An 895-nucleotide genomic window follows, 5' to 3' on the forward strand; every position below is an offset into this window, starting at 1 on the left:
TATCCGGCGAGCGTCTTCGAGTCGGAGGGCGTGGTGGGTGGGATCTCGCAGACCGCGGAGCGTGGTGGGTGGCGGTTCGACATCGGCGGGCACCGGTTCTTCACGAAGGTCAAGCAGGTCGACGAGCTGTGGCACGAGATCCTGCCGGAGGAGGACTTCCTGCTGCGCCCGCGCATGTCCCGGATCCACTACCGCGGGACGCTGTTCGACTACCCGCTCAAGGCCGGCAACGCGCTCAAGGGCCTCGGGGTGGTGGAGGCGGCGAAGTGCATCGGTTCGTATACGTGGGCGAAGGTGCGGCCGCCGAAGAACCAGGAGTATCTCGAAGGCTGGGTGACGGCGCGGTTCGGCAAGCGGCTGTACCGGATCTTCTTCAAGACCTACACCGAGAAGGTGTGGGGTATCGATGCCTCGGAGCTGCCGGCGGACTGGGCGGCACAGCGGATCAAGAACCTTTCGCTGTTCGGTGCGATCGTGAACGCGCTCAGTCCGGGTAAGGGCTCGAAGAAGATCACGTCGCTGATCGACGAGTTCTACTACCCGAAGTACGGCCCGGGCATGATGTGGGAGACCGCGACCGAGAAGGTGCGCAAGCAGGGCGGCACGGTCGAGCTCGAGGCCTTCGTGGAGAAGGTGACCTGGACGCCCGAGGCCGGGGCCACGTCCGTGACCGTACGCACCGCCGACGGCGCGCGCGAGGTCCCCGCGGACCACGTCATCTCCTCGACTCCGATTTCGGCGCTGGTGCTCGCGATGGACCCGCCGGCATCCGCGGAGGCGATCGCGGCGGCCAAGGACCTGCGCTACCGCGATTTTCTGACCGTGGCCCTGGTCGTGCCGGAAAAGCACGGGTTCCCCGACAACTGGATCTACATCCACACCCCCGGCGTACGCG

General features: G+C 66.5%; 1 protein-coding gene. It reads left to right on the top strand.

The window, feature by feature from the left end:
* The coding region (locus KDL01_RS41440) for an FAD-dependent oxidoreductase (protein WP_212534198.1) at positions 1 to 895 on the top strand (895 nt) is incomplete at both ends.

The organism is Actinospica durhamensis, assembly GCF_018139695.1.
GTDB lineage: Bacteria > Actinomycetota > Actinomycetes > Streptomycetales > Catenulisporaceae > Actinospica > Actinospica durhamensis.